This is a genomic window from Curtobacterium sp. MCBD17_028 (genome assembly GCF_003234875.1).
Classification (GTDB): Bacteria; Actinomycetota; Actinomycetes; order Actinomycetales; family Microbacteriaceae; genus Curtobacterium.
The window spans coordinates 139308-161406 of the sequence record NZ_QKTQ01000007.1 but is presented as its reverse complement, the minus strand read 5'-3'; the positions used below and the strand labels follow the sequence as shown (position 1 = coordinate 161406).

The 22099-nt window shown below is 72.9% G+C and carries 22 protein-coding genes; 10 read left to right on the top strand and 12 right to left on the bottom strand.

Annotation, left to right across the window (positions count from 1 at the left end; genetic code table 11):
* Nucleotides 1–61: 61 nt before the first annotated feature.
* Nucleotides 62–571 carry a DinB family protein gene (locus DEI86_RS10660; protein ID WP_111010178.1) on the bottom strand — a complete coding sequence of 170 codons (510 nt, stop codon included), beginning with the start codon at nt 569–571 and terminating at the stop codon, nt 62–64.
* A gap of 61 nt (nt 572–632) precedes the next feature.
* Entirely contained in the window at nt 633–1142 is a 510-nt protein-coding gene (locus tag DEI86_RS10655) for a MarR family transcriptional regulator (RefSeq protein ID WP_111049505.1), read from the bottom strand.
* 206 nt (nt 1143–1348) lie between these two features.
* On the opposite strand from DEI86_RS10655, the gene DEI86_RS10650 reads away from it, so the two are divergent.
* The 4 genes from DEI86_RS10650 to DEI86_RS16985 all read left to right on the top strand — a co-directional run bounded on the left by DEI86_RS10650 (nt 1349) and on the right by DEI86_RS16985 (nt 8043).
* Nucleotides 1349–1948, top strand: coding sequence for a hypothetical protein (locus DEI86_RS10650; RefSeq protein ID WP_111010174.1), 600 nt, complete (start codon nt 1349–1351; stop codon nt 1946–1948).
* A 178-nt stretch (nt 1949–2126) separates the two neighbouring features.
* A complete protein-coding gene (locus DEI86_RS10645; RefSeq protein ID WP_111049504.1) occupies nt 2127–3674 on the top strand; it encodes a signal peptidase I in 1548 nt (515 codons plus the stop codon).
* A 143-nt stretch (nt 3675–3817) separates the two neighbouring features.
* Nucleotides 3818–4972, top strand: coding sequence for an exonuclease SbcCD subunit D (locus DEI86_RS10640; RefSeq protein WP_111049503.1), 1155 nt, complete (start codon nt 3818–3820; stop codon nt 4970–4972).
* Nucleotides 4972–8043, top strand: coding sequence for an AAA family ATPase (locus DEI86_RS16985; RefSeq protein ID WP_111049502.1), 3072 nt, complete (start codon nt 4972–4974; stop codon nt 8041–8043). Before DEI86_RS10640 ends, DEI86_RS16985 begins: the two co-directional genes overlap by 1 nt.
* 12 nt (nt 8044–8055) lie before the next feature.
* Here DEI86_RS16985 and DEI86_RS10630 read toward each other — a convergent pair whose 3' ends face one another.
* The gene (locus DEI86_RS10630; RefSeq protein ID WP_111010166.1) at nt 8056–8556 is read right to left on the bottom strand and encodes a GNAT family N-acetyltransferase; all 501 of its coding nucleotides are present in this window, start codon (nt 8554–8556) and stop codon (nt 8056–8058) included.
* Nucleotides 8553–9596 carry a ketopantoate reductase family protein gene (locus tag DEI86_RS10625; protein ID WP_111035510.1) on the bottom strand — a complete coding sequence of 348 codons (1044 nt, stop codon included), beginning with the start codon at nt 9594–9596 and terminating at the stop codon, nt 8553–8555. The genes DEI86_RS10630 and DEI86_RS10625 overlap by 4 nt, the downstream gene beginning before the upstream one ends.
* Nucleotides 9597–9702: 106 nt before the next feature.
* Here DEI86_RS10625 and DEI86_RS10620 point away from each other — a divergent pair, with 106 nt between their 5' ends.
* The 3 genes from DEI86_RS10620 (at nt 9703) to DEI86_RS10610 (ending at nt 13635) form a co-directional block, all read left to right on the top strand.
* Complete coding sequence (locus DEI86_RS10620) at nt 9703–10803, top strand: CPBP family intramembrane glutamic endopeptidase (protein WP_111026492.1); 1101 nt, start codon at nt 9703–9705, stop codon at nt 10801–10803.
* Nucleotides 10804–10812: 9 nt separating this feature from the next.
* Nucleotides 10813–12681, top strand: a complete 1869-nt coding sequence (gene recQ, locus DEI86_RS10615) for a DNA helicase RecQ (RefSeq protein WP_111049501.1) — start codon at nt 10813–10815, stop codon at nt 12679–12681.
* An 84-nt stretch (nt 12682–12765) separates the two neighbouring features.
* Nucleotides 12766–13635: an NAD(P)-dependent oxidoreductase gene (locus tag DEI86_RS10610; protein ID WP_181439757.1), complete on the top strand. Its 870-nt coding sequence runs from the start codon at nt 12766–12768 to the stop codon at nt 13633–13635.
* 117 nt (nt 13636–13752) lie between these two features.
* On the opposite strand, the gene DEI86_RS10605 is transcribed toward DEI86_RS10610, so the two are convergent.
* The 3 genes from DEI86_RS10605 to DEI86_RS10595 form a co-directional block, all read right to left on the bottom strand.
* Complete coding sequence (locus DEI86_RS10605) at nt 13753–14025, bottom strand: hypothetical protein (RefSeq protein ID WP_111012336.1); 273 nt, start codon at nt 14023–14025, stop codon at nt 13753–13755.
* A gap of 198 nt (nt 14026–14223) precedes the next feature.
* Nucleotides 14224–14742 (bottom strand): MarR family winged helix-turn-helix transcriptional regulator, encoded by a 519-nt coding sequence (locus DEI86_RS10600; protein WP_181435055.1) that lies wholly within the window; start codon nt 14740–14742, stop codon nt 14224–14226.
* Nucleotides 14743–14772: 30 nt separating this feature from the next.
* Nucleotides 14773–15780: a C4-dicarboxylate transporter gene (locus tag DEI86_RS10595; RefSeq protein WP_111049500.1), complete on the bottom strand. Its 1008-nt coding sequence runs from the start codon at nt 15778–15780 to the stop codon at nt 14773–14775.
* A gap of 258 nt (nt 15781–16038) precedes the next feature.
* Between DEI86_RS10595 and DEI86_RS10590 the strand changes: the two genes are divergently transcribed.
* Nucleotides 16039–16965, top strand: coding sequence for an alpha-E domain-containing protein (locus tag DEI86_RS10590; RefSeq protein WP_111049499.1), 927 nt, complete (start codon nt 16039–16041; stop codon nt 16963–16965).
* Nucleotides 16966–16967: 2 nt separating this feature from the next.
* On the opposite strand, the gene DEI86_RS10585 is transcribed toward DEI86_RS10590, so the two are convergent.
* From DEI86_RS10585 to DEI86_RS10570, 4 genes are all read right to left on the bottom strand, one after another.
* Nucleotides 16968–18314 carry an MFS transporter gene (locus tag DEI86_RS10585; protein WP_258376517.1) on the bottom strand — a complete coding sequence of 449 codons (1347 nt, stop codon included), beginning with the start codon at nt 18312–18314 and terminating at the stop codon, nt 16968–16970.
* The gene (locus tag DEI86_RS10580; RefSeq protein ID WP_220037213.1) at nt 18311–18766 is read right to left on the bottom strand and encodes a MarR family winged helix-turn-helix transcriptional regulator; all 456 of its coding nucleotides are present in this window, start codon (nt 18764–18766) and stop codon (nt 18311–18313) included. Before DEI86_RS10580 ends, DEI86_RS10585 begins: the two co-directional genes overlap by 4 nt.
* A 249-nt stretch (nt 18767–19015) precedes the next feature.
* Nucleotides 19016–19291 (bottom strand): hypothetical protein, encoded by a 276-nt coding sequence (locus tag DEI86_RS10575; protein ID WP_111010149.1) that lies wholly within the window; start codon nt 19289–19291, stop codon nt 19016–19018.
* A 1-nt stretch (nt 19292) separates the two neighbouring features.
* Nucleotides 19293–20444, bottom strand: a complete 1152-nt coding sequence (locus tag DEI86_RS10570) for an inorganic phosphate transporter (protein ID WP_111010147.1) — start codon at nt 20442–20444, stop codon at nt 19293–19295.
* A gap of 124 nt (nt 20445–20568) precedes the next feature.
* Between DEI86_RS10570 and DEI86_RS10565 the strand changes: the two genes are divergently transcribed.
* The gene (locus DEI86_RS10565) at nt 20569–21492 is read left to right on the top strand and encodes an alpha/beta fold hydrolase (RefSeq protein ID WP_258376516.1); all 924 of its coding nucleotides are present in this window, start codon (nt 20569–20571) and stop codon (nt 21490–21492) included.
* Complete coding sequence (locus DEI86_RS10560; protein WP_111049498.1) at nt 21489–21773, top strand: GNAT family N-acetyltransferase; 285 nt, start codon at nt 21489–21491, stop codon at nt 21771–21773. The genes DEI86_RS10565 and DEI86_RS10560 overlap by 4 nt, the downstream gene beginning before the upstream one ends.
* Here the strand turns inward: DEI86_RS10560 and DEI86_RS10555 are convergent.
* Nucleotides 21770–22096, bottom strand: a complete 327-nt coding sequence (locus DEI86_RS10555) for a hypothetical protein (protein ID WP_146244046.1) — start codon at nt 22094–22096, stop codon at nt 21770–21772. The two genes, DEI86_RS10560 and DEI86_RS10555, sit on opposite strands and share 4 nt — an antisense overlap.
* Between the last annotated feature and the right edge of the window lie 3 nt (nt 22097–22099).

Below are 22099 nucleotides of genomic sequence, written 5' to 3'. Positions count from 1 at the left end.
GGACGGGAGGGACGGTGCGGGGTGACCCGCGCCGTCCCTCCCGTCGTTCCCCACCTGCGCGTCAGGACACGAAGAAGAGGAGTCCGCGGACGTACCCGGCCTGTCCAGCGTGCTGGACGCAGTCGTCGAGGATGCTGACGAGGCGGACGCCGGCGGTCACGGGCGGGTCCCATGCCTCGTCGACCACGGCGTCGAGGTCCTCGGGTGCGAGGCCCCGGACGTACTCGAGTGTCCGGGCGGTGGTCGCGCGGAGGTAACCGAGCAGCAGGTCGGACGATGCGCGGACCCGTCCGACGTCGTCGCGGGACATGCCGTACCCGAGCGCGTCGGCCGGGAACGGCAGGCCGAACCGGTCGTACCAGCCGTCGCTCGTCCACACCTGCTCGCTGCCGGTGAGGTCGGCGATCTGCGCGTCCTGCCCGCGGGCGATGTGCCAGGCGAGCCAGGCGAGCGTGTTCGCACCGGCGGCGGGCCGAGCGGCGAGCTGGTCCTCCGACAGGTTCCGGACGGCGCGCTCGACGGTCTCGGGGACGCGGGCGAACGCTTCGGCGAGGAGTTCTGCTGGTGTCATGTCCGCCACGCTAGCCCCGGGCGCCGACGGTGGACGGGCGGACCCGGGACGCTGTGGAGGATCAGCCCGCGGCGTGGACGGCGTCCGGGCAGCCGTCGGCGCTGGCGCACTCGCCCAGGCGCGCGGCGACCTGCTCGAACGCCCGCGCGAGCGGGACGAGGTACTCGGTGGGGATCCCGGACTCGAACGCTGCGCGGTAGACGACCCCGATCTGCTCGGCGGTCTCGGCCCCCGTCGGCGTGAGTTGCAGGAGGACGCTCCGCCGGTCCTCCGGGTTCGGGCGTCGCTCGATGTGCCCGCGGTCGACCAGGCGGTCGACGAGGTTCGTGGTGGCACCGGTCGAGAGTGCGAGGTACTCGCTCGCCTGCTTCGGGGTGACGCCGGCCTCCGCGACCGACAGGAAGAACACGAAGCGCGCGTCCGTGGCGTTGAGTCCGCGCGCGGCGCTCTCGCGGGTCAGCACGCGGGCGTGGTGCACCTGCATGAGGCGGTACGCGTTGAGCACGCGGGAGAGTGCCGCCGCGTCCGTGCCCGGGGCCCTGTCCGTGGCCGTGGTGGTGGTGTCCGTCATGTCGTCCCTGATCGTCGGCGGCGCCGAGCGTGCTCCCGCCGGCACTCCATCCTCGCCCGGCGCATCTCGATGAGCAAGTATCTTGATAATCAAGCCATGCCCCCAGCAGTGGGGGTATGGCTCGGCTTGTAAGCAGCACGACGACAAAGTAACTTGATGGTCGTACCAAATCCCGCATCGCAGACCACATCGCAAGGAGTACCGTCATGCCCCGCGTCAGCCCCCGCACCGCCCGTGTCGCCGCCTGGATCGCCATCCCCGCCGCCTTGATCGCCTCCGGCGTCGTCGTCTCCACCGCCTCGTACTCGGCCTTCTCCGCCACGACGGTGAACCCCACCAGCAACTGGACCGCCGGGACCGTCGCCCTCTCGGACGACGACGCGAACACCGCGCTCTTCTCGGCCACCAACCTCAAGCCGGGTTCGACCGGCTCGAACTGCATCACGGTCACCTCGACGGGCTCGCTCGCTTCGGCCGTCAAGCTCTACGGCACGAGCGCGGCCACCACGAACGGGCTCTCGTCCTACGTGAACATCTCGGTCCAGCAGGGCACCGGCGGCGGCTTCGGCAGCTGCACGGGCTTCACCCCCTCGAGCACCAACGGCACGCTCTACACGGGCACGCTCGCGAACTTCGCGTCCTCGTACACGAACTACAGCAACGGCCTCGGCACCTGGACCCCGACCGGCTCCGCCTCGGAGTCGCGCGTCTACCAGGTCACCTACACGGTCTCGTCGACCACCCCGAACTCGGCGCAGGCCGGCACGGCGGCGCTCGGCCTCACCTGGGAGGCCCAGAACAGCTGAGCCCCCACCTCCTGACCGCCCGTGACGGCGAGCGGTCAGGACCGGCGGGACCGGGCGCGCCCCCACTGCGCCCGGTCCCGCCGACACCACCACCGTCGACCGGGAGGCACGACCTCCCACCCAGCACCACCCACCAGCCCGATCCACCACCAGCGGTGCCGCCCCCGAGGAACGAGTCATGACCACGACCAACATCGCCATCCCGGCCCCCGCCGCGGTGCCCGCGGTGCGCGTGGACCGGCTCCGTGACCTGCGCGACTGGAACCGCCTGGTCATCGCCACCGTCGCACGCGGCGTCATCGCCACCATCCTCGGCATGGCGCTCTGGGCCGTGGCACCGGCCGTCATCGGCTGGCACCCCACCACCGTCATGACGGGTTCGATGGAGCCGCGCCTCCAGCCGGGCGACGTCGTCGTCTCCAAGCCGGTCGCGCCGACCTCCCTCCACCTCGGTCAGGTCCTGCTGTACGACGACCCCGACCAGCCGGGCGAGCTCCGTCTCCACCGCTTCCACAAGGCGGGCGAGGACGGCCAGATCATCACCAAGGGCGACGCCAACCCGCAGGCGGACTCCACGCCGATCACGCGCAGCGCCGTCCACGGTGTCGGGTTCATCCGCGTGCCGTACATCGGGATGCCCGTCATGTGGCTCCGCGACGGTGAGTGGAAGAAGGTCGCGATCCTCGTCCTCGCGCTCACCGCCATGGCGTTCCTGTCCACGATCGACGCGCCGCTCCGTCGCGGCCCCGTCGTCGCCGCGACGGACGACGACGAAGCCGGGGAGGGCCTCCCGGACGACGTCGACGACCTGCTCATCCCCGTCCTCGTCGACGAGGACGAGGACGACGACGCGGACGTGCCGTCCGGTGCCCCCGCGGCACAGGGCCGGGAGGGACGTCGCCGTCTCCCCGCTCGCCTGTTCGCCCTCATCGTCGGCTCGGCCGTCGCGCTCGCCGCCGTCGGGACCGGACTGCTCCTGCCGAGCAAGGCCGAGGCCGCGCCCTTCGGCGCCATGACCTCCACGAGCGCGTCCTTCGGGGCCGCCTCGTCGTTCTCCTGCCTCGGTCGCACCGTGACCTACTCGCCGACGATCAACTACGCGTTCAACGCGGCGTCGGGCACGAGCGAGACCGACCTCGGTTCCAGCGGCACGACGGCCACGCTGTCGAGCGGTGTCACCCGCGTCGCCGGCACGTGCGGTTCGAGCCCGTACGTCACGCTCGACGGCGCGACCGGTCAGGTCACCTCGACGTCCACCACCAAGATCACCGCCCCCTCCGTGTTCACGGTCGAGGCGTGGATCCGGACCTCCACCGCCGCGGGCAAGGTCATCGGCTTCGGCAACAGCCAGACGGGCAGCTCGAGCGCGTACGACCGACAGCTGTACATCAACTCGGCGGGCGCCGTCTCGTTCAGCGTCTACAACAGCGGCAACATCACGCTCACGTCGACCAAGACGGTGACGGACGGCCGGTGGCACCACGTGGTCGGCACGATGTCGTCGAGCGGCATGGTCCTCTACGTCGACGGCGTCAGCGTCGCCACGAACACGAACACCGCTGCCGAGCCCGACTCCGGCTGGTGGCGCATCGGGTACGACAACCTGAGCGGCTGGCAGAACGCGCCCACGAGCAACTACTACAAGGGCGACCTCGACGACGTCGCGGTCTACAACTCGGCCCTGTCGGCTGCCCAGGTCAGCGCGCTCTACTCCGCCGGCCGCTGATCCTCCCAGACCCCCGCGGTGCGCGGTGTCCCTGACCGGCACCGTGACCGCGGGCCCCCCACCCCGGCGCAGCCGGCGATGTCCGCGGTGCCCGCTACCGTGACCTGGTCCGGACGCTCCGGGCGCAGCGGCGGAGGGGGCACATGCGGATCCTGCACACGGGGGACTGGCACCTCGGGCGGACACTGCTCGGCGCGGACCTGCTCGACCACCAGGCGGCCTTCCTGGACCACCTCGTCGATCTCGTGCAGGAGCACGCGGTGGACCTGGTCGTCGTCGCGGGCGACGTCTACGACCGAGCGGTCCCACCCGTACCCGCCGTCCGCATGCTGTCCCGCGTGCTGGAGCGACTGAGCGCCCTCGCCCCCGTCGTCGTGACGCCCGGCAACCACGACTCCGCCGTGCGCCTCGGCTTCGGCGCCGGCGTGATGGCGGAACGGGTCCGGATCCTCGCCGAGGTCGAGCGGCTGCACGAGCCGGTCCTCCTGGACGACGACCACGGCACGGTCGCCGTCTACGGGGTGCCCTACCTCGCGCCGGACATGGTGCGCCATGCGCTCGCGGCCGATCCCGACGCGCCGCTCGCGCGCTCGCACGAGGCCGTCGTCCGTGCCGCACTCGACCGGGTCCGCGCCGACCTCGGTCGCCGTCCCGGTGTCCGGAGCGTCGTGGTCGCGCACACGTTCGTCGGCGGCGGCGCACCGAGCGAGAGCGAGCAGGACATCCGCGTGGGCGGTGTCGACCGCGTGCCCGCGGGCGTGTTCGACGGCATCGACTACGTCGCTCTCGGGCACCTGCACGGCCCGCAGCGGGTCGGCGACGGCGACCGCATCCGGTACGCCGGTTCGCCGCTCGCGTTCTCGTTCGGCGAGCGGCACCAGCGCAAGTCGGTGACCCTCGTGGAGCTCGGTGCGGACGGCGGGGTGTCCGTCGAGTTGCTCCCCGCACCCGTGCCGCGGCGGCTCGTCGACGTCCGGGCGACGATGGCCGAGATCGAGCAGGGGGCGGCCGCCGAGCACGCCGATGCCTGGGTCCGTGTGAGCGTCACCGACACCGTGCATCCGGATCGCATGTACGCGCGGGTGAAGGACCGGTTCCCCCACGCCCTGTCGATCCTCCACGAGCCCGCGGGCGGTACCACCGATCGCACCGCCGCGACCGTCACCGCCGCGTCGGACCCGGTCGAGGTCGCGGCCGACTTCGTGGCGTTCGCGACCGGTGGCCCGGCGACCGAGGCCGAGACCGCCGTGTTGCGCGACGCGTACGAGGCCGCCCTCGCCGCCGGAGGGGAGCGCTGATGTACCTGCACCACCTCCGTCTCGCCGCCATCGGTCCGTACGCCGAGACGGTCGACATCGACTTCGCGGCGCTCGGGGCCTCGGGTGTGTTCCTGCTGGAAGGGCCGACGGGTGCGGGCAAGTCGACGATCATCGACGCCGTCGTGTTCGCCCTCTACGGGTCGCTCGCGGGCGAGGGTGCGAGCAAGGACCGCCTCCACAGCCACCACGCCGACGCCGGGGTCGAGCCGTTCGTCGAGCTCGTGTTCGAGACCGCGGCAGGGGTCCACCGGGTCCGGCGCACCCCCGCCCACGACCGCCCGAAGAAGAGCGGAGGCGGCACGACGCGGCAGAACGCGTCAGCCCGCCTGTGGCGGCTGGCCGCGCCCGGGGACGCCGTCGGGGAACCCCTGTCGATCGCGACGCAAGAGGTCGGCGCCGAGGTCCAGCGCATCATCGGGCTCGACCGCGCCCAGTTCGTGCAGACCGTCGTGCTGCCGCAGGGGGAGTTCGCCCGCTTCCTGCGCGCTCCCGGTGAGGACCGTCGTGCACTGCTGCAGTCGCTGTTCGGCACGGACGTGTACGAGCGCACGACCGAGGAACTCGTCGCTCGCCGCCGTGCGGCCGCCGCGGCGGTCGAGCGTGCGGACGCCGCCGTGCACGACGCGCTCAACCGCCTCGCCGAGGCGGCGGGCCTCGAGACCGTCGACGAACTCGCGGCCGATGCCGTGGTCGCCGAGGTCACCGCCGCCGCGCACGAGGCGACCACGGCCCGGGACGCCGCGGCGGGTGCCGCCGCGCGCGCTCGCGCCGACCTGGCGGACGCGGAACGCCGGGCGCGGTCACTCCGGCGCCGGGCGGACCTGCTCCGCCGACAGGCCGCGCTGTCGGACCGCGCGGAGCAGGTCGCCGGTGCCCGGGCCCGGCTCGAGCTCGCGGAACGGGCCGGTCGCGTGCTCGGCCTGATCGTCGGCCTCGACACCGCCCGGACGCGTGCTGAGCGTCGCGGCGCGGATCTCGCGCGGGTCGTCGCCGAGCACCGGGACGCCCTCACACGCCACACCGTCGGGGTGGGCGCCGGAGCCGGTGGCGCGCCGCTGGACGCGGACGGCAGCGTGTTCGAGGACCTCGAGTCGATGCCGGCGGTCGACACCACCGCGCTCGCCGCGCACGCCGCCGCGCTCCGCGACGTCGTCGCGGGTGCGCGGCACGCCGTCGCGCTCGAGCGCGATCTGCCGGCCCGGCGCGCCGCCCTCGCCTCGGCCCGCACCGAGCTCGCCCGCGCCGAGGAGCGCCGCGCCGCGCTCGAACCCCTCCTCGACGCCCGGCCCGCCGAACGGCTCGCGCTCGTCACGATCTCCCGCGCGGCCGCGGACCGGGCCGCCGACGGACCCGTCGCGGAGCGCGCGCTGGCCGACCTCGACGCCGTGCGGGCCCTGCTCGACGACCGGGACCGCGCCGCGGCCGACGCGACCGCCGCCGACGCCGACCTTGCCGCCGCGTCGCTCCGGGCGCAGGCGGCCATCACGCACGAGGCCGACCTGCGGACACGGCGGGCGGCGGGCCTCGCGGGTGAGCTCGCCGGCGTCCTGACGCCGGGAGAGCCGTGCCCGGTGTGTGGTTCCGTCGACCACCCGGCGGTCGCGGCGCCGCTCGACGGCCACCCGACGGACGACGACATCGAGGCCGCCGCCGACGCCCGCGCCACCGCCGACGTCGACCAACGCGCCGCCGCCGCTCGGCAGGCCGTCGCGCGGCGTGAGTGCGACCGGCTCACCACCGCGATCGGTGCGGCGACGCCCGAGTCCGTCGCCGCGACCGCGTCGGCGCTGCGCGACCGGATCGCGCGTGCGCACGCTGCCGCGGCCGAGGTCGCCCGGGCCGAGGAGCGACTCGAGGCGTTCGACCGCGACACCCGCGCCCTGGCCGAGGAACGCAGCACGCTGGCCGCGCAGGTGGCGGCCGGGCGCGCCGGCCACGCCGCCGATGCCGCCGCGCTCGCCGCCGACGAGGCCACCGTGGAGCGCTGCCGTGCCTCGGTGGTCGACGCCGGCGGTGTCGGCACCGGCTCGCTCGACCAGGCCGTCGCCGCGCTCGATCGTGACGCGGCCGCTTACGCAGCCGTCGCCGCCGCGGCGGACGCACTGCGGAGCGACGACCGTGACGTGCTGGCCCGCGCAGCGGAGGTCGAGCGCGCGCTGGGGGACGCGGGGTTCGCCGACGCCGACGCCGCCCGCGCCGCAGGGCTCGGGCCGGACGAGGCGTCGCGGCTCCGGTCCGAGGTCGCGGGAGCCGAACGCGAGCACGCGGTCGTGCAGGCCGGCCTCGCCGAGGCGGACGTCGCCGCGGCCGAGCACGACGCCGTCGACGGAGCCGAGTTGGAGGCCGTCCGGACGCGTGCCGACGGAGCCGAGGAGGCCCTCCAGGCCGCCACCGGTGCGGCGGCGACCGCGGAGGCCCGTGCGGTCGCGACCTCGGCTCGACGCGCCGACCTCACCCGGGCGGTGCGGGCACGACAGGAGACCTCGGCCGAGAGCCGCGCGGTGGTCCGCCTCGCCGACATCGCGACCGCGGCGTCGAGCGTCAACCCGACGGGCATCACGCTCGGCACGTACGTGCTCATGCGGCGGTTCGAGGACGTCGTCGCCGCCGCGAACAGTCGACTCGGCGCGATGCTCGGGGGCCGGTTCGCGCTCGAGGCCTCGGACGAACGCGAGGCGTCCTCGCGCGCCCGTCGCACGGGTCTGGCCCTGGCGGTGCGCGACCACGAGACCGGACGGACGCGCGACCCGCGGAGCCTGTCGGGTGGCGAGACGTTCACGACGTCGCTGTGTCTGGCGCTCGGCCTCGCCGACGTCGTCCAGGCCGAGGCCGGCGGTGTCGAGCTCGGCACCCTGTTCGTGGACGAGGGGTTCGGCACGCTCGACCCGGAGACGCTCGACGGCGTCGTCGGGCAGCTGACGCGTCTGACGGCCGGCGGACGCCAGGTCGGCATCGTCAGCCACGTCGAGGAACTCAAGCAGCGGATCCCCGACCGGATCGAGGTCCGGCGAGCACCGGGCGGAGGGTCGACGGTGCGGACGACGGTGTGACCCGCGCGGAGCTCAGGCCCCGACGACCGGCAACGCGTACCGGACGACGGGGTCGCCGCCGAGTGGATGCGGCACGGGGTCGCCCTCCGGCCGGAACCCCGCTGCCTCGTACACCGCGATGGCCCGGGCGTTGGTCACCCGGCTCTCGAGCTCGACGAGCACCGCGCCGCTGGCCTCGGCCTCGGCGAGGACGCGCTCGAGCAGGGCGCGTCCGACGCCCAGACCCCTGGCATCCGGCCGCGTGGCGAACAGCTCGAGCCCGACCACCGCGTCGCCCCGGTCACTCGTCACCGCGAAGCCGACGATCTCCGACCCGGCGCCGCCGTCACCGGTGCGGGTCGCGACGAGGAGCTCCGCCCCCGGCAGGGCGAACTTGGACCGGGCGCGTTCCCGCACGGGCGCGCCCTGGTCCTCGCCGTCGCGGTCGGTGAGCGCCGCCAACCAGAGGTCGACGCACGCGTCCGCCTCGATCGCGGTGCCGGGCCGGACCTGGATGCCGTCCAGCGCGCTCACGCCGCCACCCCCGCCGCCAGTGTCGCGAACCGGCTGCGGATCTCGTCGGGTGTGACGGCTCCGGGCTGGAGGTGGTCGCGGGCGGCGACGCGTGCCAGGTGCTGCACGAGCGCGTTCCGCGGTGCGTGCGTGCCGGCCGACCGCGCGAGCAGCGCGATCTCGCCGTTGAGGTAGTCGGTCTCGATCGAGCCGGACCCGCGCACGAGCGATTGCCAGGACGACCCGCCGAGTTCGTGCTCGACGCCGGGGACGGGGCGGGAGCGGAACGTGTCGCCCCGTCGGGCCTTCTCGGTCGCGTCGGACACCGCCTGGACACCGGCGGCGGCGTAGACCCCGAGGGCTTCCTCGCGGAGCGCCGACGCGAGGTCCCGCCAGGACGCCCCGTCCGGACCGAGCAGGGCCTGGAGGCCGTTCGCCAGGTTCGACAGCAGCTTCTGGTACTTCCACCCCATCACGTCGGCCTCCGGGTACACGTCGACGCCGCTCGCGCGGAAGTCCGCCGCGAACGCCGCCACGACCGGGTCGTCGTCGACCGGGCGGGCCGGGTACGCGCCGATGGTGAGGATGCCGATCGTCGGCGCGATGCTCACGACGACCTCGGCGGGGTCCAGGCTCACCGCGGGGAGCCAGACGCAGACGCCGTACACGCGTTCGAAGTACCGGAGGGCGATGCGTTCGGACTCGACCCCGTTGAGTGCGGTGCAGACGGGGAGCAGGTCGCCCGCGGTACCGACGACCGTGCCGCCGGCGTCGTGCACGGGCGCGTCCGCCCAGGTCCGGAGCGCCTCGTCCGCCTGCTGCGTCTTCGTCGTCAGGACGAGCACGTCGTCGTCGCGGAGCGCGGCCTCGTCCGGGGCCTCGACGACCGCGACCGGGACGGTGACGTCCTCGTCGGGTGTCCGCAGCCGGATCCCGCGGTCGCGCAGGGCCGCGGCCCGGGCCCCGCGGGCGACGAGGACGGGCGGGTTCGGGCTGTGGCGGGCGAGGCGGGCCGCCAGGGCGCCGCCGATCGATCCGGCCCCGATGATGACGTAACGCACACGTCATGCGTACCACGGGCCTCCCGGCAGGCTCCGGGCGGACGCGGACGCGGGTCCCGCCGCCGGAGCGGAGTGTCCGGCGAGGTCGGCCCGGTAGCCTTCCGGCGTGAGCGTCCCCTACCACCGCCTGTTCCGCGTCCACTCGCGCTGGCGGTGGTGGCGACCCCTGGTGGCGCTCGCCGTGTTCCTCGGGTTCTACCTCGTCAGCCAGGTGCTCATCGCGATCGGGTTCTTCGTGCCGATCCTGGCGCGATCGGGTGTGTCGGGCCTCCAGCGGTTCGCGCACGAGATCCAGCACGACGCGCTGTCGTCGACGGATCCGCTCGTGCTCGGGCTGACGCTCGCCTCCCTCGTGTTGCTGTTGCCGGCGATCATGGCGGCGGTCCGGATCGCCGGGCTCGGACCGTGGGGTCAGCTGTCCTCGGTGCGGTTCCGCGTGCGCTGGGGGTGGATGGCGCGCTGTCTGCTCCCGCTCCTCGTGCTCGCGGTCCTCACGGTCGGCATCCAGGGCTGGTCGATGTTCCACACGCCCGGCGCCGGCTTCCTCACCTTCGGCACACGGCAGCTCGGGCACCAGACGGTGTCCTCGACGACGCTCATCGTGACCGTGGTCATGGTCGTCGTGCTCGTGCCGTTCCAGGCCGCAGCCGAGGAGTACATCTTCCGCGGGTTCCTCATGCAGACGATCGGCTCGTGGGTGCGGAACCCGATCCCGGCCGTCCTCGTGTCGACGATCTGCTTCGCCCTGCTGCACCTGCCGAACGGGTACGACGTGTGGGGGATCGTCGACGTGGGGTCGTTCGGCGCCATCGCGGCGATCCTCGCCTGGCGGACGGGTGGCCTCGAGTCGGGGATCCTCGCCCACGCGCTCAACAACGTGGTCATCTTCCTGCTGCAGGCCCCGGGGTGGTCGCGGCTCGACACCACGTCCTCCGACGGCTCGGCCGGTGGCGCGATCGTCACCATCGTCACCATGGGGATCTACGCGCTGCTCGTCGACCTGCTCGCGCGGCGGTCGCGGCTGGACCGTCGACGCCCGGGCGCGGAGGGTCCGCGGTTCCGCGGGCGGACGCCGATCTGGAGCAGCACCGTCGAGCCCGGTTGGGAGGCCGTGCCCACCACCGCGGACGTCCTCCCCACCTCGGACGCGAGCGTGATCGCCCACACCGGGACGGACCGGGAGGACCGTGTCGGCGGACGCCCGTAGGCTGCCGGCATGAGCAGTCCCTCGTCCGTCCGCGCGCCCGGGGCCTCCGGTGCGCGAGACGCGTCGAGTGCGCGGTCGGCGCCGCTCGAGGTCCTGCAGCGCGTCTGGGGGTACGACGCCTTCCGCGGGCAGCAGGCGGCGATCATCGACCAGGTGGTCGGTGGCGGCGACGCGCTCGTGCTCATGCCGACCGGCGGCGGCAAGTCGCTGTGCTACCAGGTGCCCGCCCTCGTGCGCGACGGCGTCGGCGTCGTCGTGTCCCCGCTCATCGCGCTCATGCAGGACCAGGTCGACGCCCTCGCCGCGAACGGCGTGCGCGCGGCGTTCCTCAACTCCACGCAGACGCCCGACGAACGTGCCCGGGTCGAACGCGACCTCGTGGACGGTCGGGTCGACCTGCTCTACCTGGCGCCCGAGCGACTCCGGCTCGAGTCGACGCGGGCGTTGCTCGACCGCGCGGCGATCAGCCTCTTCGCCATCGACGAAGCCCACTGTGTCGCCCAGTGGGGGCACGACTTCCGGCCGGATTACCTCGAACTCAGCGTCCTGCACGAACGGTGGCCGAGCGTGCCCCGGATCGCGCTCACGGCCACCGCGACGCCACAAACGCACCGCGAGATCTCCGCCCGGCTCGGCCTCGACGACGCCGCGCACTTCGTGGCGGACTTCGACCGCCCGAACATCCAGTACCGGATCGAGCCCAAGGCAGCCGCGTTGCAGCAGCTGCTCAAGTTCATCACCACCGAGCACGCCGGGGACGCTGGCATCGTCTACTGCCTGTCCCGGGCGTCGGTGGAGCGGACCGCCGCAGCGCTCGTGGAACGCGGGGTGCCGGCGCTGCCGTACCACGCCGGACTCGACGCCGGGGTGCGCGCCCGGAACCAGGCGACGTTCCTGCGCGAGGACGGCGTCGTCATGGTCGCGACGATCGCGTTCGGCATGGGCATCGACAAGCCCGACGTCCGGTTCGTGGCCCACCTCGACCTGCCCAAGTCGCTCGAGGGCTACTACCAGGAGACCGGCCGTGCCGGACGTGACGGCCTGCCGTCGACCGCGTGGCTGGCGTACGGACTCAACGACGTGGTGCAGCAGCGTCGGATGATCGACCAGTCCGAGGGCGACGCCGCCCACCGCCGACGGCTCAGCATGCACCTCGACGCCATGCTCGCCCTCTGCGAGACGGTCGAGTGCCGCCGCGTGCGACTCCTGGCGTACTTCGGGCAGGAGTCCACGCCGTGCGGCAACTGCGACACGTGCATCGCCCCGCCCGAGGCCTGGGACGGCACCGTGCCCGCGCAGAAGCTCCTGTCCACCGTGGTCCGGCTCGACCGTGAGCGCGGCCAGCGGTACGGCGCGGGGCACATCGTCGACATCCTGGTCGGCAAGCAGTCGCCGCGGGTGCAGGAGCTGCGCCACGAGTCCCTCGCGACCTTCGGGATCGGGCAGGACCTGTCCGAGGGCGAGTGGCGCGGCGTCGTGCGGCAGCTCCTGGCGCAGGGGTTCGTCGGTGTCTCGGGCGACGGGTACGGCACCCTCGTGCTCACCCCGACGAGCGCCGACGTCCTGGCCGGGCGTGTCCAGGTCCGGCTCCGGCGCGAACAGCCCCGTCCCGTGCGGGCGACCCGGCGTCGGGCGGCGCCCACGGACCTCCCGAGCGAGGCCACCGGCCTGTTCGAGGCCCTGCGCGCGTGGCGGAGCACCCGCGCGCGAGAACAGGGCGTGCCGGCGTACGTCGTGTTCGGTGACGCCACCCTGCGCGGTATCGCGGCGACGCGACCGGCGACGCTCGAGCAGCTCGCGCAGATCAGCGGCGTCGGGGCCGCGAAGCTCGAGGCCTACGGCCAGGGTGTGCTCGAGGTCGTGGCGAACGCAGCCTGACTCGCCGTCCTCGCGGGCTCCTCGGCGTAGCGTCGGCGGCGCTGCCGCGGCGACCGAGCCGGGCACCGGACGGAGGAGGCGCGCATGCGGGTGACGGTGTTGGGGACGGGTGCGATGGGTGCCGGCGTCGCGGGGTCGCTCCTGCGCGAGGGGCACGACGTGACCGTGTGGAACCGTTCCGCCCAGCGTGCGCAGCCCCTCGGCGAACAGGGCGCCACGGTCGCGACCTCGCCCGCTGACGCCGTGGCATCGGCGCAGGTCGTCCTGCTGACGCTGTTCGACATCGACGCCGTGCTCGAGGTCCTCGGGCAGGCGGCGGACGCGGCCCCCGAGTCGGCCATCTGGGTCCAGAGTTCGACCATCGGCCTCGAGGGCACGGAGCGCGTGGTGCGCGTCGCCGCCGAGCACGGGATCACCCTGGTCGAGGCGATGATGCTCGGGACGAAGGGACCGGCGGAGCAGGGCAAGCTCACCATGCTCGCCGCCGGTCCGCAGGAGTTCCTCGACCGCGTCCGGCCGGTGCTCGAGGCCATCAGCGTCAAGATCGTCGTCGCCGGGGACGCGGTCGGGGCCGGGACCGCACTGAAGCTCGCCGCGAACGCCTGGATCGCCTCGATCACGGCCGCGACGGCGCAGTCGCTCACGCTCACCACCGCACTCGGACTCGACCCCGACCTCTTCCTGCAGGCGATCGACGGCAGCGCCTCCGACTCGCAGTACGCGCACACCAAGGGCGCCGCGATGATCGCCGACCGGTTCGACCCGCAGTTCGCGCTCGACGGACTCCGGAAGGACATCGGCCTGATGGTCGACGCGGCGAACGAGTCCGGCGTCAGCACGACGCTGCTCGACGCCCTCGTGGCCGTCTACGGCCAGGCGAGCGCCGCGGGGCACGGTGGAGACGACATCGCCGCCGTCGTCACGGGGTTCCGGCCGCAGGGCGCGGCCGACTGATCGCGAGCGTCGCCGACCCACAAGGACGCGGCGGGCCGGGTCGGACCGGACCGGACGGGGTCGGCCCGGCGGTGTGCGCGCCTCCAGGCCGTTCGCGGCGGTGCGGCGGTGACCGCGTCAGTGTCGCCGGAACCAGCGGGTGAGTCGAGCGCGCACGCGCGCGACGGTCTCGTCGTTGAGGGTGTTCGCGAGGTCGAAGGCCTCGCGCCCCGGGTCGCTGCCGGCCGCGATGCGCCGGAGTGCCGCCTCGGCGCGAGCGTGTGCATCGAGCTCGGCGAGGGGCATGGCGTCCTCGGGATGCACGCTGCGCTCGTGCTCCGCCGTCCGCTCCTGATGCGGGTCGGGCACGCGCTCGGGGTCCGATCCCTCGTCTGCCTGGTCGTGCCCCATGTGCCGACGATACCGCCGGGCGGATGGACACCGGTCGGGAGCGTGGCAGGACGGACCGAGTCCCGCGAGCGGCGAGGAGAAGGGGGACGGTGCGGCCATCGACCCGAACGAGGCCGCACCGTCCAAGGGAGGAGAGAGGTCCGGCTCCGACCCGAACGGCGCCGCACCTCTTGCCTCGCGGGTCACAATCTAGATGGCCTAACTAGAATTGTCCATACCCGCGGGTACGGAATCTTCGGCGCCCACCGCATCGGCCATCTCGGTGAGGAACCGCAGGACCACGTCAGCGGCTCCGGCAGGCAGGTCCGCCACCGCTCGACCCCGTGTCGCGTCGAGTTCCGCGATCACGCGACGGGCGCGGTGGGCGGCCGGGCCGGTGGCCGTGAGGAGCACGCCACGGCGGTCCTGTGGGTCCGGGTGACGCTCGACGTACCCGCTCCGGACGAGGCGCTCGACCAGCACCGAGGTGGAGGCCGCGGTCACCCCGAGCCGGACCGCGAGGTCCTTCGCGTTGACGTCCTGCCCGACGGCACCGGCCTCGAGCAGGAAGCGCAACGCGTGCAGGCCGTTCTCGCCCACGTGGAGGGACGCACACGCTCGGCGGTGGGCGCGCTGTTCGGCCTCGCGGAGCTGACGGAGCGCCTCGAGGACGTCGGTCACCGATGCCGGGGAGGCACTGTCCCAGAAGCCCCGGGCCTGCGTCGTTGGCTCGGACATGGAGGACATGCTAGATCATCTAGCAGCTAGTCAGTCGAGGGATTTGCCGGGTCGCCGATCGGCCGCGGGCACCGCAGCTGCAGCTGCATCATGGGGTCGCTGGAGGAACAGCCCCATGGACCGCACGGCGATGCTGCCCACGATCACCGTCGCGAGCGCCACGACGACCCAGGCCGACGCGATGCCGAGCGTCCCGAGGTCCGTGGACGTGAGCAGCCGGATCCCGTAGGTGGCGCTCGCGGCTGTCGTGAAGGTCATCGCCCAGAAGCCGATCGCGAACCCGGACCTGAGGTAGCGACGGACGAGGAAGGCGTGCGGGAGGAGGAAGGCGACCATGACGCCGGCGAGGGCGGTGTGCACGATGGACGGGGTGCCTCCCGTCAGCACCCACCAGGCGTTGCCCGCGACCGCCGGCGGTGCGGAGACGATCGCGAGCGTGGGCAGGAGTACGGCCGGGATCGCCGGTCCGGTCGCGAACCGAACGAGGAGCACGGCGCCGACGAGGAGCCAGAACAGCACGCCGGTCGCGAAGAAGCCCGTCGCGAGTGCCGGGTGACCGATGGTCGCGAGCGCCTGCGCGCCGAGCAGCGAGCTGGCGACGGTCGGGAGCAGGTACCCGCCGTGGAGCGTTCCCGGGTCGCGAGGCGTGGTGAGCAGGTCGGTCACGAACCACGCACCGAATACCGTGGTCAGCGCGAGCATCGCCCAGACGCCGACCGCCCCGACCGTCGGCGCCCACGTCGACACGTGCACCGCGAGCAGCGACCCCACCGCGGGCACGAGCGCGGCGAACGGACCGAGGACCGGGTGGCGGAGGTCGGCGACGATGGCTCGGATCCCGCCCGGTCGGCGCAGGTACCGGACGATGGTCACGACCCAGGCGACCGCCGCGGCGGCCCACAGGACTTCGCCGATGGCGGCCGGCGCTCCGAGCAGGTCGCCGGCCGTGGTCCAGGTACCGGCGATACCTGCCGTGCCGAACGAGATCCCGAACGTGTTGAGCGGCAATCGTGGTCGCAGTGTCGTCGTGGTGGTCATCTTGGCTCCTTGTTCGGGTGCCGATGTAACCCTCATAGGCGGCACAGCATTCCCCGCCCACTCCCGTTGCGACCGGCACGTCCGGTTCGTGCACGTCGTTGCTGCCCGGCGCGCCTCCGGACATCGCGGACGCGCCCACGCATCCGCAACATCCGTGACCCGGGCATGAAACACCGCGGCAATCACGAGTCGTTATGTTCTCGGCATGGCCGCTCCGTCCGCTGCGGCCGACGGGTCCGGAGCGTCCGAGGAGGCGACGTGCTGAGCCGCACCGCCGAGAGCGTCTTCGGGATCGGCCGCTCCGTCGAACGCGCGGACGGGACCGCCCGGCTCCTCGACGTCCACCTGCAACTGCTCAACGAGGAGCCGTGGATCGAGGAGGACCTCGCCTGCCGCAGTCTGCTCGGCGTCCTGGGGGCATCGGTGCCGGACGACGAGCGACTCACCCGTGCGGACGTGCTCGGCATGCTCGCCATCGACCGGCACAACGCCGCCTCGATCGCGTACTCCCTGGGCGCGGCCCGGGAGGACGCACGCCGCGCCCGCGAGTTCGTGTCGACCGAGCTGTGGGAGTGCCTCAACACGACGCGGGCGCGCATGCCCCGCAAGGTCGCGAGCGACAAGGTGCACGAGTTCTTCGGGTGGGTGCGGGAGCGGAGTGCGCTCGCGGTGGGGATCATCGAGTCCACCACGAGCCACGACGAGACCTGGAACTTCTTCACCCTCGGCCGCTCGATCGAGCGGGCCGACCTGACCGCGCGCTTGCTCGCCAGCCGCATGCTCACCGAGGTCGCCGGGCCGAGCTGGACCACGATCCTCCGCTCGTGCGGCGCCTACGAGCCGTACCTGCACACGCACCGCGGTGTGCCGTCGGCGCGGACTGCTGCCGAGTTCCTCCTGCTCGACCCGTCGTTCCCGCGCTCCGTCCTGTTCTCGGTGCGCCGCGCCGAGCAGTGCCTCCGCGAGGTCGAGGCGGCGACGGAGCGGGCCGGTACGGAGGACGATGCCCAGCGCCTCCTCGGTGGGATCCGGTCGTCGCTCGAGGTCGCGCCCGTGGCCGCGATCCTCGAGGACCTGCCGAGCCGCATGGAACAGGTGCGGCAGGCGACGACGGAGGTGTCCGACGCGATCCGTGCCCGGTACTTCCCGACGGACGCGGCCCCGTCCTGGGCCGGAGGCCGCTGACCTCAGGCGGAGCTGGTGCGGTTCGCGACGGCTTCCTCCGAGGCGAACTCGGCCTGCATCGCCGCGCGCGCCCGACGCCCGCCGACCACCGGGATCGAGCTCGTCACGGCCAGGTGGAGCCGACTGTCCGCGTCGTACCGGAGTCGGAGGTGCTGGAACCGGGACAACCAGACGAGCGCGATCGCGAGGGCGACGAACCCCGACAGGGCCCCGACGCCGAGCGCCCACCGGGGACCCCAGGAGTCGGCCACGGCGCCGACGATCGGCGCTCCGATGGGTGTGCCACCCGCGAAGATCGCCATGTACAGCGCCATCACCCGGCCGCGCATCGCCGGTTCGGTCGTCGTCTGGACGAGGGCGTTGGCGGTGGTCATGAACGTCATGGCGGAGAGCCCGACGAACACGAGCAGGATCGCGAACGTGGCGTACGTGGGCATGACCGCGGCGACGGCGCATGCGAGCCCGAAGCCCGCGGACGCGACGACGAGCAGGCGCAGGCGCGGACGTTCGCGACGGGCTGACAGGAGTGCACCGAGCACCGAACCGATCGCCATGACCGAGTTGAGCAGCCCGAACTCGCCCGCGCCGCGGTGGAACTCCACGCGTGCCATGGTGGACGTGAAGATCGGGAAGTTGAGGCCGAACGTCCCCACCATGAAGATCATGCAGAGCACCACGACGATGTCGGGGCGGGTGCGGACGTAGGTGAACCCCGCGCGGATCTGACCCTTGCCGCGCTTCGGCCGGATATGCCGAGCGAGCTGTGCCGGGTCGACGAACCGCAGCGCGATGAGCACCGCCAGGAACGACGCCGCGTTGATCACGAACACCCAACCGGAACCGATGGCGGTGATGAGCACGCCGGCGATCGCGGGGCCGATGAGTCGGGCACCGTTGAACGAGGCGGAGTTGAGTGCGACGGCGTTCGCGACGTTCTCGCCCTGGACGACGTCCGACACGAAGGCCTGGCGCACGGGGGTGTCGAAGGCGGCGACGATGCCGAGCGCGAGTGCGAACCCGTAGACCGACAGGAGCGAGGCAGCGCCCGTGACCACCATGATCCCGAGTGCGAGACCGAGCGCTCCCATGAGGGCCTGCGTGACCATCAGGGTGCGCCGGCGGTCGAACCGGTCGGCGACGAGTCCGGTGATCGGCATGAGCACGAGCTGCGGCCCGAACTGGAACGCCATCGTGATACCGACGGCGACGGCGCTGTCGTGGGTGAACTGCGTCAGGACGATCCAGTCCTGCGCGGTGCGCTGCATCCACGTGCCGACGTTCGACACGAGGGCGCCGGAGAACCAGATGCGGTAGTTGCGTCCCGAGAGGGAACTGAACATGGCGGTCACTGCTGGGTGAGCCTCCTCAGGATGTCGGTGGCGTCGGCGAGGGTGCGCCGTTCGGCGGGTGTGAGCTTGGCGATGCGGGGCGCGAGCCAGGCGTCGCGGCGACGACGGGTCTCCCGGACGAAGGCGGCACCGGCATCGGTGGCGCTGATCAGGACCTTGCGCTTGTCGACGGCGTCCTCGGTCTTCCGGACCAGCCCACGTTCGATGAGGGCGTTCACGGTCTTCGTCATCGAGGGAGGCGTGATGCCCTCGGCATCGCTGAGGTCGGCCAGGGAGCGAGGACCGTTCCGGTGCAGTTGCGCGAGGGCGGAGAACTGGGCATCCGGGACGGAGGCGTCGGCCTTCTGGGCGCGGAGGGTCCGGGACAGGCGGTTGACGGTCATCCGCAGGTCGCTGCTCAGCGATGCGTGCGGTGTCGCCCGGTCGGGGCGAGCGGGGACTTCGACGGACACATCGTTAGCCTATCAAATTAGTTCGGCGAACGAACTGGTTCCGCGGAGGGCGCAGCCGCGTGCCCGCGCGGTCGCCCGCGCCCACCGGTCGCCATGGGGTCGCCCCCATTGCGTCGAGATCGCAGAAGATGCCGCTTCGGAGGGGGCCAAAGCGGCAACTTCTGCGATCTCGACGGAACTGGAGGGCCGGCCGGACCTGGAGGACTGGCCAGCCCTGGCCGGGCCGGCCAGCCCTGGCCGGGGCGGCCGTCAGTGGAACTGGGGGACCGTCAGCCAGATCCCGAACAGCACCGCGGCGGCGCCGACCGCGAAGCACAGTCCCGCACCGGCGATCGCCGCGGGCGGCGTGCGGCCCGAACGCGGGGCCTCCTGGTCGGAGGTCGTCGCCTCACCGCGCGGGTCCTGCGGCTGGCCGACCCCGAGCAGGCGGAGCCCCAGGGTGTAGACGACGACGATGCCCACCGCGGCGACGAACCCGACGCCGAACACCTCGCCGATGGCGCTCCAGTCGATGGTGGACCCCATGTCAGGCCTCCGCTCCGGCGGCGACCGGCTCGCGCTCCGGGGCCGGCTCGTCGTTGACGTTCTCGTGCGTGATCGGCTTGCGTCGGGCGAGCATGACGAACGTCCCGCCACCGGCGACCGCGAGCAACGCCACGATGACGAGCCCGATCGCCGAGGACGACGCGATCCAGGTCGCGATGCCGCCGGCCACCGCGGCGGCGGGCAGCGTGATCACCCAGGCCGAGGCGATCCTCCCGACCACGCCCCAGTGCACGTCGGCGAGCCGCTTGCCGAGGCCCGACCCGACGACGGACCCGCTCGTCACGTGCGTCGTCGACAGGGCGAACCCGAGGTGGCTCGAGATGAGGATCGTCGCGGCCGAACTCGTCTCGGCGGCGAACCCCTGGGGCGACTGGACGTCCGAGATCCGCTTGCCGACCGTCCGCATGATCCGCCAGCCGCCGGTGTAGGTGCCGAGGCCGATCGCCAGGCCGCAGGCGAGGATCACCCACAGCTCGGGGCCGGTCCCGGACTCCTGGTAGTGCGCCGCGACGAGCGTGAGCGTGATGACGCCCATCGTCTTCTGCGCGTCGTTCGTCCCGTGGGCCAGGGACACCAGCGACGCCGAGATCGTCTGCCCGTGCCGGAACCCCGTCGCAGCACCGTGCGTCGTCGCGTTCCGGGTGAAGCGGTAGGCCACGAACGTCGCGACGAGTGCGATGACGCCCGCGATCACGGGGGAGAACAGGGCCGGCAGGACGACCTTCGACACCACGGTGGTCCAGCTCACCGACTGGAACCCGGCGCCGATGACCGCGGCACCGATGAGACCGCCGAACAACGCGTGGGTCGAGCTCGACGGCAGGCCGAGGTACCACGTGGCGAGGTTCCAGAGCACGGCGCCGACCAGGCCGGCGAAGATCATGACGGGCGTGATCTCGATGCCGCTCTGTCCCTCGTTGATGATCCCCTGCGACACCGTCGAGGCGACCTCCGTGGACAGGAACGCGCCGACGAGGTTGAGCGACGCCGAGATGAGCACCGCGGTGCGCGGTCTGAGGGCACCGGTCGCGACGGACGTGGCCATCGCGTTGGCGGTGTCGTGGAACCCGTTCGTGAAGTCGAACACCAGGGCGACGACGATCACGAGGACCACGGTGACGAGGACGTCCATGCTGCCTCCTGTCGTGAGGGCGTCGGCAGCGGGACTGCCGACACGGGCGCCACGCTAGGCGAGTGCCGCACGCGCCGAGGTGAACAGCGGGTGAACTCGGGCGTCGGCGCGGCAAGATGGTGCGGTGACCGCACCGCAGCCGACACCGCCCGGTCCGAGTGCGCCGATCGAGGCGACGTTCAGGGACGCGTGGGGGATCGACGTCGTCCACGACACCTGGAGCGCGGCGGACCCGCACGGCGTCGTGCAGATCGCCCACGGGGTGGGGGAGCACGGCGGGCGGTACGCGTCGCTCGCCCGGGACCTCGTCGCCGCGGGGTGGACCGTCGTCGTCAACGACCACCGCGGGCACGGGCGGACGGGCCTCCGACAGCACGGTGACGACCGGACGCAGCTCGGCCGGCTCGGACCCGGCGGTCTCCGCGCCGCCGTGGCCGCCGTCCAGCAGATGACGCAGGTCGCGCGGCAGGCACACCCGGGGCTCCCGATCGTCCTGCTCGGCCACTCGTGGGGATCGATCATGGCGCAGAAGATCGTCAACACCGCCAGCGGCGAGTACGACGGCCTCGTGCTGTCCGGGTCCGCCTACCGTGTGCCCGGTTGGATGAACGGCGGCGACCTCAACAAGCGGCACGCGCACCTCGGGCCGACGAAGTACGAGTGGCTGACCCGCGACCGCGCGATCATCGAGGCGATGGCGGGTGACCCGCTCGCGGCCGAGGCGGACGTCATCGGGCTGTTCGGGATCGCCGACACCCTCCGGCTGCTCGGCGTCCCGCGGCGTCGGATCCCGCACGACCTGCCGCTGCTCCTGCAGGTCGGGTCCGACGACCCGCTCGGCGGACCGCGCTCCGTCCACCGACTGGCCCGCGCGTACCGTGGCCGCGCCGGCCTCACCGACGTGCGGGTGCACGTGTACGAGGGCGCGCGACACGAGGTCTACAACGAGACGAACCGGGACGAGGTCATCGCCGACCTGGTCGCCTGGCTGAACGCTCACGCCCGCACTGCGGACGTCCGGGGCGGGGGCGTAGCCTCGGCCGGATGACGACCGAAGTGCGGAACGACGCCGACCAGAACCAGTACTCACTCGTCGAGGACGGTGCCGTCATCGGCTTCGCCGCGTACGAGATCGACGGCGACGTCATCCGCTTCGTGCACACCGAGGTCGACCCCGAGCGCCGTGGCGGCGGCAATGCGTCCATCCTGGTCCGCGGAGCGCTCGACGACGTCCGTGCGGGATCCGACCGGTCGGTGGTCGCGCAGTGCTCCTACGTACACGCCTGGATCGAGAAGCACCCGGACTACCAGGAGCTCCTGGCGGTCTAGAAGCTGCGCTCGTGCGCCCCGGCACGAGCCGGCCCGCGGTCCGCACGGACCGTGGGCACCCGGATGAGCACGTGGCCGCTCAGCAGGTCGTGGTCGTCGTCCGCCGGCGTCGGCGCCTCGACCGGGAGGCGCGACTGCCGATCGAACTCGGCCTGCGTCTCGTGACGGGTCGGCGCGAACACCTCGTCCATCATCGCGATGGCCCCACCGGACGACCCGCCCCGGCTCGCCTTGTTCGACAGGTCGACCCAGCCGAGTCGGTCCGCGACCCACGTCGCGAGCACGGCCGCCGCCACCGCGCCGAGCAGGATCAACCAGTTCACGAG